Genomic DNA, 14603 nt, shown 5'->3' with positions numbered 1-14603 from the left:
GGTGAACACCTGCCGGGAGCCCCGGGCCAGGAACGACGTCGACAGCGTCGCCCGCCCCGGAGTCCATCTGCTGAAGATGCGGTGGCGTGCCCTGCCGAAGGATGTCGGGCTTCGCCGCGTGCCACATGGATGTCTACCATCCAGGTATGCGGACCGGTAAGGGCGTCGAATGGGCGGTGCACACGCTGCTCAACCTGGCGTGGCTGGGCGACGGGGAGCCGGTTTCGACCGCACAGCTGGCCGCCGGCCATGACTTGTCGGCGTCCTACCTGAACAAGCAGTTGCAACACCTGGTCAAGGCCGGGCTGCTCGAGTCGGTGCCGGGCGCACGAGGCGGCTTTCGGCTGGCCTTGCCGCTCGAGGCGGTGTCCATGCTGGACGTGGTGCTCGCCATCGAGGGAGACGAGCCCTTGTTCCACTGTGCCGAGATCCGCCGGTGCGGCAGCATCGGGGAGCAGGTACCGGAGAGCGGCTTCAGTCGGCCGTGCGCGGTGAACAGCGCCATGGCGCAGGCCGAGACGGCCTGGCGGAGGGCGCTGGCCGAGCAGTGTCTCGCCGATGTGCAGGCGACGGCTGTGGCACACACACCGGCCTTGACGTCGTACGTGAAGCGAGGCATGGGGCACGACTGACCCCACCTCCGCGCTGCGCGACAGCTCGGCCCGACCGGCGCCCGAGTCCGGGCGCGGATGCGGTCGGTGCGCGGTCGTCAGCAGGTCGCGCGTAGCTTCCGGACGTTGTCCGGGCCTTTCCCAGCCCGCGGCTCAGCAGCTGGTCGTGCTGCGGGATGCGCGGTAGAGGGCCGGATCCCAGGCCTGTCACACAGGCCCGCGCCACCTCGTCTCCCTCATGGGAACGCGAACAGCATCGGAACGAGCCCGGCTCGTCGGTTCGTGGTCTCCGGCCCTGACGAACGACAACACCCTGCGCGGAAAGGGTCCGTCCCGCAGCGACGCGAGCCCATCCCCAGCGGCACCACTGCAAACCTGGACATGTGAAGCGAGCGGAGTGCAAGCATGACGACAGCGCTTGACCGGTATTTCGAGGTCGTGGACTCGGCCGACAGCAGCCATTCCGGCTTGGACGACCTTCGTGAAGTCTTCGCCGAGCACGTGCTGCTGATGCACAGTGGGGAGATGGTGCAGGGCCGGGATCTGGCCGTGGACCTCCATCGGGCACGGGCGGCCAAGTGGAAGGAGTCCCGGCACCATTGGACGACCACCGAGGAAGCCGACGGATCCATCACCGGCAGCTGGAGCCAGGCCGGCCTGGACCTGCGGGGCAACGGAAGCTCAGGAAGCGGGCACGTCGCCGCCTCTCTGGACTCGGACGGGCGGATCTCACGGCTCCACCTCAGCCTGACCGGTGGATCGGATCACGCCCGGGTGCTCATAGCCAAGCACCTGGACATCTGGATGATCCCGGACCCCGTCGAGCGCGCCAAGGCGATGGAGGAGATCTACGCGGAGAACATCACGTTCATGGAGCCCGATGACGTCTTCGTGGGTCGTGACGCCCTCAACGACTACATCGACGTCGTGCAGCGCAAGGCTCCGCCCCTGTACGGCCGACTCGTGAGTCACTTTCAGAACAAGGAATTCATCCACTGGACCTGGGACTTCGGTTTCCCGGGCGACAAGTCGGCACTCGGATCGGAGACCCTCCAGCTCAACGGGAACCTGATCGAGAAGGTCATCATCTTCAGCGCGGACATGGACATCGTCATCGAAGGCACACGGCAAGCACACGACGGTGTGTCGTGAGAAGCGTCGTCGCTCAGGTCAGCGCCGTCGCCGAACCTGGATGATCCCCAGCACGGTGCACTCGCTGCCGGGCGGCAGAGGCGGTGGCCGGTCCGATGGAGTGATACCCGCCGCAACTCTCAGGCCCGAACACCGGCGGCATCCGAAAGCTGCCTTCCGGTCCGGGGGCCATCCGCAGCGATGAGGGTCTGATCGCGAGTCATCTCGGCGGAGCCGCGTATCTCGAGCGTTCCGTGACGTGCTGGAGCGGCGGACGCGTCGACCCTCATCGGGCCCAGGCGCCGGCCCTGCCTGCGACTGCGCTCGCAGGCTTCACCCACGCTCGACGTGGCTCCGCTCCGGACCGCCGTCGCCGACGAGTCCGTGCCGAGCAGATGTACTGACCCTCACGGAGAATGAGTGCCCACCATCGATGCAGACCGCTCGCGCGGCATCCTGGACCTTCAGCCGTCACCGGCGATCCACGCACCCCTGAAGCATGGACTGCACCAGTTCGCCGGCCCTACTGGGCCCGCCCTGCTCTATGTGCCCGACCGGCTCCCGACCCGGCCCCGGCCCTTGCTGGTGGCCTTCCACCACGCCGGTGGCGCGCCCACCGACGTGGTCGCCCTCCTCCGCCGCGAGGCCGAGCGGCGCGGGGTCCTGCTCCTGGCCCCCGCCGCTGCCCGGCAGACCTGGGATGCCGTCAGAAGCGGGGTGTACGGCCGGGACGTCGCCGCCCTGCGACACGCCCTGACCACCGTGCGCATCCACTTCCCCATCGACCCCGACCGAATCGCCGTCGCCGGGTACCGTGACGGCGCCTCCTACGCACTCGGTCTGGGGCTGGCCAACGGCAACCTGTTCACCCGCATCCTCGCCTATTCCCCCGACCGCATACCGCCCGGCTGCAGGACCGGACGACCCACCGTGTTCATCTCCTACGAGCAGCACAACGCACCTTCCAGCGCGACAACAGCCGGCCGGCGCATCGTGGCCGCACTCGAGAACGACGGCTACCACGTCGACCACATCGAACATCCCGGGGGCCGGAGCACGCCCGCCGACGTGGTCAGGACATCGGCCGAACTCCTCGACTGACCGACCGTTTCGGAGCACCGGGTCAGCTCAGGGCCGGCGGCTGTTCAGCTCATTCGTCGATCGCCGTGCCGAAGCGCGCGTCGGTGCCGGGCGCGGCCAGTGAGGCGCCGCCGTAGGACCACGACCCGTGGGTCACGATGCCGCCGGCGGATGCGGGCAGGAGCCAGACGACCCCGTCGGCGGTGTTCTCCCCGGGCGCCGCGGCCAGCAGTTCGCTGCGGCCGTCGCCGTTCGTGTCCACGAACCTGACCTGCCCGCCGAAGCGGTCGCCCTTCTCCACCGTGCCCGGAACTCCCGCGGAATTCTGGTGGATGGACGCCGCACCGGTCGCGGTCAGTCCGCGAGCCGAGCCCCGGAGCACCACCACGGCGCCCGCGTCCCGCACGGTGCCGATGTCCTCGCCGGGTGTGCCGACGGCCAGGTCGGCGTGGCCGTCGCCGTCGACGTCGGCCAGGGACACATCGGCGCCGAAGCCGTCGCCGAGTTCGGCGGTGCCCGGCACACCGGCGGTGTACTGGGCCCACACCTGCGCCGGGGTGCCGAGTTCGTCGACGTCCTCGAACCCTCGGGCGCTGCCCAGGTAGACGAGGACGGTTCCACCGGTGAGCGGCTCGTAGACGTCCTCGGGACGGTCGGGCCTGCCGAACACGAGATCGTCGTACCCGTCGTTGTTGATGTCCCCGGAGGCGGTGGCCGGACCGCCGGGCAGGTCACGTGTGTAGGTCAAGCCCGTGGCCCCGCCGGCGTACACGGCCGAGCGTCCCGTCCCGTCCTCCTCCAGACTGCGGCCGGACACGACCAGTTCGGCATAGCCGTCGTCGTCGTAGTCGCCCGTGGTCAGCGACGCCGGCTGGATCTTGTCGCCTCCCGGGGCGCCGGTGGTGTCGAGGCGGCCCGTCGCCTTCAGGGTTCCGGCGCCATGGGTGAACAGGGTCGCGCCGTGCCGGTCGGCGACGGCGAGCACGTCGCCGGGCGTGGCCGCGGTGAGCCGTGCCGCTGCGACGGCCAGCCCGAACGCGGCGCCCGTCTCCGGTACGGCTGTCCCGAAGGTGACACTGCGGGTCGCGCTCAGTCCGTTCCGGGAGCCGAACAGGACGGTCACCCGGCCCGCGTCCTTCACCGTACCGACGTCCTCGCCCGGTGCGGCCACGATCGCGTCGTCGTAGCCGTCGGCGTCGAGGTCGCCGGTCGCCACGGCGGTGCCGAAGCCGTCTCCGGCCTCAGCGGTGCCGGGGACACCGGGGGTGTTCTGGCCGAAGACGGCGGTACGTGCCCTGCGTGTGCCGGTGGCGGTCCCTGCGCCGCGCGCGGACCCGTACTGGACGGTGACGTAGCCGGCGTTCTTGTGGGTGCCGTCGGTGCCGGTGGGCGCCCCGATCAGGACGTCGTCGTAGCCGTCGCCGTCGAAGTCGCTGTTGCGGTCGACGGCGTGCGTGCCGCCCGGTGTTCCCGCGACTGCACCGGGGGCCGCGCTGATGGCCGAGCCGGTCAATATCACGAAGGAAGCGGCGGCGACGACCGCGGAGTGCCTCTGCGTCATGGTGTGTTGTCCCTGAGGTCGCTCATGTGTTGCCTGCGACGGGTTGGACCTGCGAGAGCCGACAACAGTTGTACCCCCGTGCGTCCGGCGCAGTTCGAGTGCAGCGCAGGAGCCCAGGGCGCGTTGTGCGGCAGAATCCTGCCCTGTGACGATCAGCGCGCGCGAACTCAACCGAGCGACCCTCAGCCGCCAACTGCTGCTCGAACGTGAGCCGTTGCCCGTCCTCGACGGTGTACGGCGCGTGGTCGCGCTTCAGGCTCAGCATCCGGCCTCGCCCTACCTCGCCCTGTGGAACCGGCTCACCGGGTTCGCTGCCGCCGACCTCGATGCCGCCTTCACCGGGCGTTCGGTGGTCAAAGCGACCCTGATGCGGATCACCCTGCACGCCGTGCACGCCGAGGACTACCCGGCCTTCCGTGCGGCGATGCAGCCCACGCTGTACGCCTCCCGGCTCGGCTTCCGCTTCGCCGCCGCGGGGCTGACCCCGGCGGACGCCGACGAGTTGGTGCCCGAGCTGCTGTCCTTTGTCGACAGGCCACGCACCTCGGCCGAGATGCAGGCGTGGGTAGAGAGGCGGCTCGGTGCCGAGAAGGCCGAGAAGAAGGAGGGGGCGTGGTGGGGGCTGAAGGCGTACGCGCCGATGCATCACGCCCCGACGGACGCCTTGTGGTCGTTCGGCCACCGGCCGTCCTTCGTCTCGGCGGGTACGGGGCCCGCCCTCACCGGACGGGCGATGCCGCCACAAGCCCTGGAGACCCTGATCCTGCGCTACCTGGCGGGGTTCGGGCCCGCGTCGGTGGCGGACGTCGCGCAGTTCGCCATGGTCCAGCGGGCAGTCGTCCGCAAGGCGCTGCACACCCTGGACGAAGCTGTCGAGCAGCTCCAAGGACCGGACGGCACCGCTCTGTTCGACCTCCCCGGAGCCTCCCGGCCGCCCGCGGAGACTCCCGCCCCGCCCCGGCTCATGGCGATGTGGGACAGCGTTCTGCTGGCCTACGCCGACCGCAGCCGGGTGATACCCCCTGCGTACCGCCCCTTGGTGATCCGCCGGAACGGCGACGTACTGCCCACCGTGCTGGTGGACGGCCACGTCGCGGGTGTGTGGCGTCCGTTGGACGGTGGCGTCGAGGCCACCGCCTTCCACCCCCTGTCCCCCGCCGTCTGGGACGGGCTCGCCGCGGAGGCCGAGTCCTTGACGAAATTCCTCGGCGAACGCGAAACCACGGTCTACAGCCGCTATCACCACTGGTGGTCGAAACTCCCCGAGGCCGAGACGCGGCTGCTGTGAACAACGTTTCTGGGGAGGGGAGTTCGTCGGCACGCGGTCCACAGGACCCGAGCAGGATCAGCACACGACCGGCCCGGTAGTCGGTCACGGCCCAGTGACCGATCCACCCATTCCCCCCACACCGGGAGACCCGGCGCACTACCGTCATCCCACTCGAACCACCTGGGGGGACCATGACCAACCCGTACACCACGCCCCAACCGCCCGACGCACCGCCTGCCGGCAGGGCCGCCCCACGCTGGGCGCGGAAGCGCTACGTAGTGCCGGCCCTCGCCCTCGCCTTCTTCATCGGCATCGCCGCCGGAACCGGCGACCCCGAGAAGGACGACGCCAAACCCGCCTCGGCCAGACCCCGACCCACCGTCACCGTCACGGCGACCGCCACCGAGACCGCCGCCCCTGAGCCGGCGCCCACGGTCACGGAGACCCGCAAGGTGAAGGTCAAGGTCACCGTCACCGCGCAGGCCCGGGCCGATGGCGCGACGACGGGCGGGGGTGGCGGCGGGAGCAGCGACGACAGCAGCGTGTACTACGCCAACTGCACCGAGGCCCGTGCGGCCGGAGCCGCGCCCGTCCACCGCGGCGAACCCGGCTACGCCCCGCACCTCGACCGGGACGGCGACGGCATCGGCTGCGACAGCTGACCCCGCCCGCCGGTGACGTCAGGGCGGAGGTGCCCCGGCGAACCCGGGACAGCTCCTCGCCCCGGCCGGGTGAGCCCGTGGGCGCCCGCCGTCAGCAGGACGACGGGTCGCGTCGACAGACAGCACGGCCGGCCCTGCATCGTCATGCACAAGCGACTGACCTGAACGCCGAGCCACGGCAGACAGGCGGTGCGGTGGCGGGGGCGGTGGCCTGTCGGCCGGATGCGGGGCGGGCACCCGGCGTCAGGCCGGTCTGATCCAGGTGAGTTCGGCCGTGCGCTCCGCGCCCCACAGTCGGGTGGGAGTGGCGAGGCCCAGCCGGAGGAGGGGTCCGTCGAACCTCACCGTGCGCGCCTGGGTCCGTCCGATCCAGTTCGGGAAGAGGCTGGTGGTGACGTGGTGCTCCACGGTGCCGGGGCCGGTGACTTCGAACGGTCCGCCGTAGGCGACGTATCCGATCGCCGCCCGGGCCAGTTCATCGGTCGCCGCGTCCTCGAGACGTGCCGACTCCAAGCGCGGGCGTTCGCCACGGCCCAGTTGGGCGGACATGTATCCCTCGAGTGTGTAGACGATCAGCCCGTACGGAGTGGGCCCCAAGGGCTGTACGACATCGCCGTCGGTGCTCCTGGCGGTGTAGGAGACGAGTTGCCATGTGCCGAGCAGCTTGCCGCGCACCTCGTCCCGGGCCTCGCGTTCGCTCTCCGCGGCAGCCTGGTCGTCGACGGTCATGAGAAGGCTCCTTTCCTCTGAGTGGCCGGGCTCCGCTCGCAGGAGTGGGCGGGGCCATGACGACGGGTCAGTTCCGGGTGAGTTCGCCGTCGACGACTCGCCACAGTTGCCGCGGGTTGGCCGCGCGCAGCGGCTCGGGGAGCAGGTCGTCGGGGAAGTTCTGGTAGGTGACCGGACGGACGAACCTCTCGATCGCACCCATGCCCACCGAGGTGAAACGGCTGTCGGAGGTGGCCGGGAACGGGCCGCCGTGGGTGGAGGCGTAGGAGACCTCCTGCGGCATCGAGAAGACGTTGAACACGATCCGGCCGGTGCGGCGCTCCAGGATCGGCAGGAGTTGCTCGGTGGCGGCACGGTCGGCGGCCTCGGCGTGCAGCGTGGCCGAGAGCTGTCCGCGGAACGCACGGGCCACTTCGAGGAGTTGATCCGCACCGGTCAGCTTCACGAGCAGGACGGCCGGGCCGAAGACCTCCTCTCGCAGGGCGGGCTCGGCCAGCAGCTGCTCCCCGGTGACCTCGTACAGAAGGGACTGGCCGTCCCACGTGTCGTCCGGGGCCGGGGCGCCCGCGGCGATCCGGGTTGCGCCGTGTTCGTCCATGCGCTGCACGTTGCGGACGTAGGCGTCGTGGATGCCGGGCGTCAGCATGGTGCGTGCGGCGGCCTTCTCCACCTCGGCGCGCGCCGCGTCCCGCAGTTCCTCGAAGCCTGGGCCGTCGACGGCGAGGAGGACGGCCGGCTTCAGACAGGCCTGTCCGACGTTGTACATGGCGCGCTGCGCCAGGCCGCCGCCGATCTCGGCGGCGCGGGCCGCCAGGGCTGCGGGCAGGACGAAGGTCGGGTTGACGCTGGTCATCTCGGTGAACACGGGGATGGGGTCGGGGCGTTGCTGGGCGCGCCGGTAGAGGGCCATGCCGCCGGCCTCGGAGCCGGTGAAGGTGACCGCCCGGACCAGCGGGTGGTCCACGAGCGCCTCTCCGATCTCGTTGCCGGCGCCGCGGACGAGAGAGAAGACACCCTCGTGCAGTCCCGCCTCGGCGACGGCCTGCTGGATGACGCGGCCCTCGATCTCCGAGGCACCGGGGTGTGCGTTGTGCGCCTTGACGACGACGGGGCAGCCCGCGGCGAGGGCGGAGGCGGTGTCTCCGCCGGCGACCGAGTAGGAGATCGGGAAGTTGCTCGCGCCGAAGACCACCACGGGTCCTAGGGCCACCTTCTGCAGCCGGTGGTCCTGACGCGGTGTGGGCTGCCGGTCCGGTTGTGCGGGGTCGATGGTCGCCTGGAGGTAACGGCCCTGGCGGACGACGATGGCGAACTTGCGGAAGACGCCGGCCGTCCGTACGGCCTCGCCCTCGAACTGCGCGGCGGGCAGGCCGGTCTCCAGGGCGAGGCGTGCGGCGAGATCGTCCTTGGCCGCCTCGAGCTTGTCCGCGATCAGGTCGAGGAACGCCGCCCGCTCGGCCGGACCGGTGTGGCTGTAGCTGTCGAAGGCCTCGTCGGCCAGGCGGACCGCGTGGTCGACCTCGGCCGGACCCCCGAAGGCGAACTCGGGTTGGACGAGTTCGCCGGTGGCGGGGTTGAGCGCCTTCATGGTCCCCGTGGTCGCGGGCACCTGGGCCGCTCCGATCAGCAGGTCTCCGGTCAGTGTCATGCGCGCGCTCCCTCGAATGCGGTGGTGAGTTCGTCCGTGGTGGTGATGGCGTGGGCATAGGTGGGGCCGTTGAGCTCGTGCGCGGCGTGCATCATCGCGGGGAGGAATGCCGCGGTGGCGTCGCGCACGAGGGTCACGTGGTAGCCGAGTTCCATGGCGAAACGGCCGGTGGACTCGATGCAGGTGTTCGCCAGCAGGCCGACGACCACGACATGGGTGATCCCGTGCTGCTTGAGCTGGAAGTCGAGGTCGGTGTTGGCGAAGCCGCTCTGTGCCCAGTGTTCCTGGATCACGACGTCGCCCGGCTGCGGCTGGAAGTCGGCGTGGAACTCCCCGCCCCAGGTCCCGCGGGCGAAGCTGTGGCGCTCCATGATCGCGAGCTGGGTGGGGTTGGGGTGATCCCACGTCTCGTAGTCACCCGGCTCCCAGCGGCGGTGCGGGACGAACATCACGCGTATGCCGGTCTCGCGTGCGGTGGCGATCACTGAGCGCAGGTGCGCGAGCAGTCCCACCTCCTCGGCGACGGGTTCCAGGCGCGGCCAGATCTTGCCGCCCTCGGACAGGAAGTCGTTGAAGGGGTCGACCAGAAGGACGGCCGTACGGTCGGGATCGTAGGTCTGAGACACGGTTTCCGTTCCAATCTGGATGTTTCTCGTCATCCAGAAAGAAGATTACGTCCGTCATCCAGAAAGTCAAAGGTGTATGATTTTCATCATCCAGACGCGCGGCGATCCGACCCCGCCGCCCCACGGAAGGCAGGACGGACATGGGCCACTCCCAGGCGGAGAAGGCGGCGACACGCGCACGGGTCCTCCGCCTCGCGTCACGCAAGATCCGCGCCGAAGGCGTCACCCGTCCCGGCGTCGCGGACCTCATGAACGAGGCCGGGCTGACGCACGGCGGTTTCTACAAGCACTTCGACTCTCGCGACGATCTCATCGCCCAGGCGGCCGCCGTGGCCCTGACCGAGGGCACCTCGAAGATGGAGCGCGCCGCACGCAGGAACGAGCAGGACGCGCGAGCGGGTCTCATCGACGCCTACCTCGCGAAGCAGCACCGCGACGCGCCCGGCACCGGCTGTGCGCTGGTCTCCCTCGGTGCCTCCGCGGGCCGCGGCGACCAGCACTTCAAGGAGGCCTACGAGCAGCAGGTGGGCACGTACCTGGACCTCATCGCCGGCTTGGACGACGACGCCGATGACGCCCGGGCCGAGGCGATGCTCACCCTCAGCGCCCTGGTCGGCGCCGTGCTCATGTCCCGGGCCGTGGCCGACAAGGGCTTCTCAGACGAACTGCTGGAGACGGTCGCGGAGCGACTGAAGCAGCAGGGGTCACAGACCTCGTCCGGCCGCGCCTGACGCACGCCCGCGGAGACGCTCGGTCGGGCTCGGCCGTCAGCGCAGGAAGCCCTCGTACCTGTGCTGCTCGACCTGGCTGTTGATCTGCTTGACCGTCTCCAGGCCGACGCTCACGATGATCAGGAGGCTCGTGCCGGTGAGCTGATTGGCGCCGCCGAAACTGGCGAACGCCACGGTCGGCACGAGCGCGATGAGTCCCAGATACAGCGACCCGGGCCAGGTCAGTCGGTTGAGCACATAGCTGAGGTACTGGGCCGTGGGCCGGCCGGCCCTGATGCCAGGGATGAACCCGCCGGCCTGTTTGATGTTTCCCGACACTTCCTCGGGATTGAAAGTGATCGCCACATAGAAGAAGGCGAAGAACACGATCAACAGGAAGTACGCGGCCACGTAGTACGGATGGTCTCCCTTGACGAAGTTGCGTGTGATCCACGTCGCCCAGCCCGAGGTCGAGTGCGAGAACTGGGCGATCAGCGCGGGGACGTACAGGATGGACGAGGCGAAGATGACGGGCACCACGCCGGCCTGGTTCACCTTCAGCGGGATGTAGGTCGCCGTTCCGCCGTAGGACTTGCGGCCCACCATCCGCTTCGCGTACTGGACCGGGATACGCCGCTGGGCCTGTTCCACGAAGACGACCAGACCGACCATGGCGAGACCCACGAGGACGACCGCGCCGAACCCGAGCCATCCGTCGGCGATCTCGCCCTGCTGTTTCACGGCCCACAGGGCACCCGGGAGAGTGGAGGCGATCGAGATGAAGATGAGCAGCGACATGCCGTTGCCGACCCCCCGCTCGGAGACCAGCTCGCCCATCCACATCACACAGGCCGTGCCCGCTGTGATCGTGAGGACCATGACCACGGTCGTGAGGATGGAGGTGTCCGGCACGATACTCCCCGCCGCCGGGCAGCCGGGGAACAACGCGCCACTACGGGCGGTGGCGACGAGACCGGTGCCCTGCAGCACGGCCAGGGCCACCGTCAGATAACGGGTGTACTGCGTGATCTTCCCCTGCCCGGCCGCGCCTTCCTTCTTCAGCGACTCCAGCCTCGGAATGACCGCGGTCAGCAGCTGCAGGATGATGCTGGCGGTGATGTAGGGCAGGATCCCCAGGGCGAAGACCGTGATCTGCAGAAGCGCCCCACCGCTGAACATGTTCACCAGGCCCAGCAGGCCGCCGTTGCCCGCGGCTGCCGCGTCCACACAGCTCTGTACGTTCTTGTAGGAGATCCCCGGCACGGGAACGTGGGAGCCGACGCGGTACAGCACGATGACACCCAGCGTGAAGGCCAGCTTTTTCCGCAGGTCGGGTGTTCTGAACACCTGGATCAACGCGCTGGACAACGGTTCCTCCTTCGCCCCGCGCAGGTAGGCGGAGGCGCGGAAACGCTCTTGAGAAGGGCGTGCGGAAGCGGCGTGCGGGCTAGGGCGACATGGGGTCGCAGAAGCGCTGCGACGAGCACCATTTTTGAATGACCCGATCAACTCAGCAACCGGACGAGGTGCGGCCGAGTCGTCCTGCGCCGCCGGGGTGCGCGGAAGACCTCCGGACGGCCGCCCGGAGCCAGTGCTCGCCGGAACCCGCGGCGACGCCCGGATGTACCGCCGCCCGTGTGTGGGAGGCAGGAACCTGGTCGGTGTGCGCGTGGGCCGGATCCGCGCCGAAGCGCTCCCCCGCCCCGTGTGAGGATGTGGCCATGGTGTGGCTGAGGAAACGCGGACAGTGGTCGGTCGGGCTCGCCGCCGCGACGAGTGCGGCACTGGCGCTGAGCGCGTGCGGCCCGAGCGGCTCCGACGACGGCGCCCCCGGGGACCGTGAGGCGAGGTACCAGCGCGTCATCGAAGATCCTCACCCACGCCCCGCCGACGTCATCGAGGCGGCCGGCGCACCCACCGGCGTGGTCCGCGCCGACGACGGCTCGCTGCTCCTGACGTACGACGCCGGCAACGTCGAGGACGACGAGGGACCGGCCGCCACCGCCTGGCGCATCGTCGACCCCGACGGCCGCACGGTCGCCGAGCACGCGGAACACGGGGACGCGGAGGCGGTCCCGGCCGCGTTCAAGGGGGTGCCCGGTGGCTTCGTGCGGGTGCCGCGGGAGGGGACCGAGGGTGCGTACGCCCTCGACGTACACGGCAAGCGGCACAAGGTCACGGTGAGCGAGACTCCGTTGCGCACCCGCCCCGGCGACATCCTGATCGCCGAGCGGGAACCGGCTCTCGTCTACCGGCCCGCCACACACACCGTGGCGCCCCCGGCCCGACTGCCGAACGACGCCGCCCGCCTCGCCGTGGACGAGCGGGGCACGGCCTGGAGTCTGGACCAGCCCCTGACCGGCGGCCCGGACCGTGTCGTACGGCAGCGCGACGGCCGCACCCTTGGTTCCACGGCTGTCCCTGAGCCGTACGCGGGAGGCGTCCTCGCCGCACGCGGTGGCACCGCCGCACTGTCCCTCACCCGGGACGACGGTGTGCGCGGCCTGTTGGTGACGACGGACGGCGGCGGGCACTGGCGGACGGTCCTCGGCGGCGGCGTTCCCTGGAGGGAGCTGAAGCGCGGCCAGGAGTCGCTGATCCTGGAGGTGCTCGCGGACGGGCGGCTGCTCGTCGGTGAGGAAGGCGGCCGCTACTGGCTCGCCGACGACCGCACCGACCGCGGCTTCCACGAGCTGAGGACACCGGCGGCATTCACCTCGCTCACCGTCGACGGCACGACGCTCTACGGCATCACGGACGCCACGACGGCGACGTACGACCTGGTGCGCGGCGAAGGGCTCTGGACGTCTCACGACGGCGGACGGGAATGGCGGCGCTACGAGCCACGCGGTTAGCTGCGCGACGGGGGCATTCCGTCGATGACGCCTTCGCCGACCCATGCGCGCGGGCGGGCTGTCGATCAGGTCAGATCGAGGCCACCGTCGATCGTCAGCACCTGCCCCGTGACCTGGGATGCCCGAGGATCAGCAAGGCGCAGGATCCAGGTGGCGACGTCCGCCGGGTCGCCCAGGCGGCCCGTGGGGATCTGTCCACGCTCAGCGGCACGCAGCTCCCTGATGGCCCCCTCGGACAGTCCCGCCGCCGCCAGGACGTCCGTCTCGGTGGGCCCAGGGGCGATGGCGTTCACCCTGACCCCCTCACCGGCGAGTTCGAGCGCCCAGCTTCGGGTCAGCTGTTCCAGGGCGCTCTTCGTGGCGGCGTAGTGCGCCGCGCCCGCAAGGGGGCGGTGCCCGTAGGTGCTGGACACGTTCACGATGGAGCCGGAGGTCTCACGCAGGTACGGCAGGGCCGCGTAGGCGAGCAGGCTGGGCGCCGTCACGTTCAGCTCGAACAGGTTGCTGATCACTGCTCGGTCGGTCTCTGCCAGGGGCATGATGGCGGCGGCACCGGCGTTGTTCACCAGCAGGTCCAGTCGGCCCCACCGCTCCACGGCGGTGCTGACCACTGTGTCGGCGGCGCCGTCCCCGCAGATGTCGAGGGGAAGGGTCTCGATACCGGGATGCTTTCCGGCGGTCTCTTCGAGGGCGTCCTTGCGGCGGCCCACGCCCAGAACGTGCGCCCCCGCTTCGGCCAGGGCCACCGCCGTCGCCCGGCCGATTCCGGATCCTGCGCCGGTGACGACGGCGACACGGTCTGCGAAGGACAGGGGGGAGGAGCTGAGGTCGGGCATGTTCTTCCTTCCGTTCGTGAGGCGGAGCCGACCCGGCCGTCGACGCACAAGGCGTGCGTCCACGCGGTCCGCCGGCCGACGGCCTGGAACTGACCTCGCTCTCGGCACTCGTCCAGGCCGTGCCGGTCGGCTCACGCACCACTGACAGGGCAGGCCGGCCGCATGTGACAGCCGCAAGCCGTGGGTACGGTGAGCCGTCCCGTCGACGACGGGTTCGTCGCGACCACCACCAGAGACGATGTCGGCTCCTACGCCCGTGTGCCGGCTCCTACGCCCGTGTCTCCTCGCCGAACAGCAGGGCCTCCGGCGCCCAGCGCCACAGCGCCCGCTCGCAGGCGTGGTGGCAGAGGCTGATGTCGATGAGCTCGCGGCCCCCGCCGCGGGGGCGCAGCTCCAGGACGAAGGCCTTGCCCCACCTGCCCGGAGGCGATCGGAAGGCGCCCCCGAACGCCATCATCCGTCTACGGATGCCGACCCCGTCCAGCGTGCCCCACGGGAGCACTTCGGTCGCGTCGCCCCGCAGCCACCAGAACCCGGTGCGGTCGAAGGCGATGGCCCATTTCCGCTGCAGCCAGGCCCGGCGGAACATCCACACACCGGCGGCGCCCGACGCCGCGAGCAGGAGCGCAAGGACGATGGGGGCTCCCGGCACGAACAGCAGGTCCAGCCCGAACACGCACAGGACGCTCGCCGGCACGGTGGCCAGCATCCCCGCCACGAACTGCCGCCGTCCGTACCGCAGGACGGTCGCGTTCTCGTCGGGTCCTCTGTCAGAGATCACGGCCGCGCAATCTATCCCCGAGCCGGCTCGGTCCGCCAGATGTCCGACGACGGCATCCGCGAGCGGCCGCCCCGCACGGTTGGCACGGGGCACTCCGGTGTCG

14 protein-coding genes are annotated in these 14603 nt (G+C 70.3%); 7 read left to right on the top strand and 7 right to left on the bottom strand.

The features are described from left to right. Positions 1-146 precede the first annotated feature (146 nt). The 3 genes from ABEB03_RS25695 to ABEB03_RS25685 all read left to right on the top strand — a co-directional run bounded on the left by ABEB03_RS25695 (position 147) and on the right by ABEB03_RS25685 (position 2843). Entirely contained in the window at positions 147-632 is a 486-nt protein-coding gene (locus ABEB03_RS25695; protein ID WP_345654012.1) for an RrF2 family transcriptional regulator, read from the top strand. A gap of 384 nt (positions 633-1016) precedes the next feature. After that, a complete protein-coding gene (locus ABEB03_RS25690) occupies positions 1017-1763 on the top strand; it encodes a hypothetical protein (RefSeq protein WP_345654009.1) in 747 nt (248 codons plus the stop codon). Between the two features lie 399 nt (positions 1764-2162). Continuing rightward, a complete protein-coding gene (locus tag ABEB03_RS25685; protein ID WP_345654006.1) occupies positions 2163-2843 on the top strand; it encodes an alpha/beta hydrolase in 681 nt (226 codons plus the stop codon). Between the two features lie 49 nt (positions 2844-2892). Here ABEB03_RS25685 and ABEB03_RS25680 read toward each other — a convergent pair whose 3' ends face one another. Next, positions 2893-4383 carry an FG-GAP repeat protein gene (locus tag ABEB03_RS25680; protein ID WP_345654003.1) on the bottom strand — a complete coding sequence of 497 codons (1491 nt, stop codon included), beginning with the start codon at positions 4381-4383 and terminating at the stop codon, positions 2893-2895. Between the two features lie 145 nt (positions 4384-4528). Between ABEB03_RS25680 and ABEB03_RS25675 the strand changes: the two genes are divergently transcribed. Together ABEB03_RS25675 and ABEB03_RS25670 are read left to right on the top strand one after the other, a co-directional pair. Then, positions 4529-5671, top strand: a complete 1143-nt coding sequence (locus ABEB03_RS25675) for a winged helix DNA-binding domain-containing protein (protein WP_345654000.1) — start codon at positions 4529-4531, stop codon at positions 5669-5671. 173 nt (positions 5672-5844) lie between these two features. Beyond that, on the top strand, positions 5845-6315 hold the full coding sequence (locus ABEB03_RS25670; RefSeq protein ID WP_345653997.1) for an excalibur calcium-binding domain-containing protein: 471 nt from the start codon (positions 5845-5847) through the stop codon (positions 6313-6315). A gap of 243 nt (positions 6316-6558) precedes the next feature. Here ABEB03_RS25670 and ABEB03_RS25665 read toward each other — a convergent pair whose 3' ends face one another. From ABEB03_RS25665 to ABEB03_RS25655, 3 genes are all read right to left on the bottom strand, one after another. Continuing rightward, the gene (locus ABEB03_RS25665; protein WP_345653993.1) at positions 6559-7044 is read right to left on the bottom strand and encodes a lipocalin-like domain-containing protein; all 486 of its coding nucleotides are present in this window, start codon (positions 7042-7044) and stop codon (positions 6559-6561) included. 67 nt (positions 7045-7111) lie between these two features. Then, positions 7112-8692, bottom strand: a complete 1581-nt coding sequence (locus ABEB03_RS25660; RefSeq protein ID WP_345653990.1) for an aldehyde dehydrogenase (NADP(+)) — start codon at positions 8690-8692, stop codon at positions 7112-7114. Further along, the gene (locus ABEB03_RS25655; RefSeq protein ID WP_345653987.1) at positions 8689-9318 is read right to left on the bottom strand and encodes a cysteine hydrolase family protein; all 630 of its coding nucleotides are present in this window, start codon (positions 9316-9318) and stop codon (positions 8689-8691) included. Before ABEB03_RS25655 ends, ABEB03_RS25660 begins: the two co-directional genes overlap by 4 nt. Before the next feature lie 140 nt (positions 9319-9458). Between ABEB03_RS25655 and ABEB03_RS25650 the strand changes: the two genes are divergently transcribed. Next, on the top strand, positions 9459-10049 hold the full coding sequence (locus ABEB03_RS25650; protein WP_345653984.1) for a TetR/AcrR family transcriptional regulator: 591 nt from the start codon (positions 9459-9461) through the stop codon (positions 10047-10049). 36 nt (positions 10050-10085) lie between these two features. Here the strand turns inward: ABEB03_RS25650 and secY are convergent, their stop codons facing one another. After that, entirely contained in the window at positions 10086-11396 is a 1311-nt protein-coding gene (gene secY, locus ABEB03_RS25645; protein WP_345653981.1) for a preprotein translocase subunit SecY, read from the bottom strand. Between the two features lie 353 nt (positions 11397-11749). On the opposite strand from secY, the gene ABEB03_RS25640 reads away from it, so the two are divergent. Then, positions 11750-12883: a hypothetical protein gene (locus ABEB03_RS25640; RefSeq protein ID WP_345653978.1), complete on the top strand. Its 1134-nt coding sequence runs from the start codon at positions 11750-11752 to the stop codon at positions 12881-12883. A 65-nt stretch (positions 12884-12948) separates the two neighbouring features. On the opposite strand, the gene ABEB03_RS25635 is transcribed toward ABEB03_RS25640, so the two are convergent. Together ABEB03_RS25635 and ABEB03_RS25630 are read right to left on the bottom strand one after the other, a co-directional pair. Continuing rightward, positions 12949-13719, bottom strand: coding sequence for an SDR family NAD(P)-dependent oxidoreductase (locus ABEB03_RS25635; RefSeq protein WP_345653975.1), 771 nt, complete (start codon positions 13717-13719; stop codon positions 12949-12951). A gap of 268 nt (positions 13720-13987) precedes the next feature. After that, complete coding sequence (locus ABEB03_RS25630) at positions 13988-14500, bottom strand: hypothetical protein (RefSeq protein ID WP_345653973.1); 513 nt, start codon at positions 14498-14500, stop codon at positions 13988-13990. Positions 14501-14603 lie beyond the last annotated feature (103 nt).

This window comes from Streptomyces siamensis (assembly GCF_039543605.1).
GTDB classification, from domain to species: Bacteria; Actinomycetota; Actinomycetes; order Streptomycetales; family Streptomycetaceae; genus Streptomyces; species Streptomyces siamensis.
The sequence above is the reverse complement of the archived record's forward strand: the minus strand, read 5'-3'. Positions and strand labels throughout refer to the sequence as shown.